This window comes from Psychrobacter sp. 1Y4, assembly GCF_051847555.1.
Map to the genome: position 1 here is coordinate 1 of NZ_JBPYDE010001152.1, position 518 is coordinate 518.

1 protein-coding gene is annotated in these 518 nt (G+C 49.8%); it reads left to right on the top strand.

Features of this window, described 5'->3' with window-relative positions; genetic code table 11:
• On the top strand, window positions 1-518 hold a 518-nt coding region (locus tag ACS8FC_RS20885), incomplete at both ends, for a D-alanyl-D-alanine carboxypeptidase family protein (RefSeq protein WP_439298189.1).

A 518-nucleotide genomic window follows, 5' to 3' on the forward strand; every position in this document is an offset into this window, starting at 1 on the left:
TAATGATGCGTCAAAAGCCATGGCTGAGCATATCGCGGGTAGCGAAGCATCATTTGCAATCTTGATGAATGAGCAAGCGCAAAAACTTGGTATGGAAAACTCTCATTTCGTCAACTCTACTGGGATGCCTGCTGAAGGTCACCAAGCCTCAGCGCTAGATCTGGCCAAACTTGCTCGCGCTATTGTCAAAAACAGCGGTGATTACTACAGCATTTATTCCGAAAAAGAGTTTACCTATAATGGTATCACTCAGGGCAACCGCAATGCCCTACTCGCAACCGATCCTACGGTTGATGGTCTAAAAACCGGCCATACCGATGCGGCAGGTTATTGCTTAGTCGCTTCGAGTAACCGTGACGGTATGCGCCTCATTTCTGTCATCATGGGCACCAAGAGCCAGCAGGCTCGTGCTGATCAGTCGCGTGAACTACTCAACTGGGGCTTTGGCCACTTCACCACAGTGACCAAAGCCCCTGCTGGTCAGTTCGTCAGCAAAGTTCCAGTATGGTTCGGAGAAG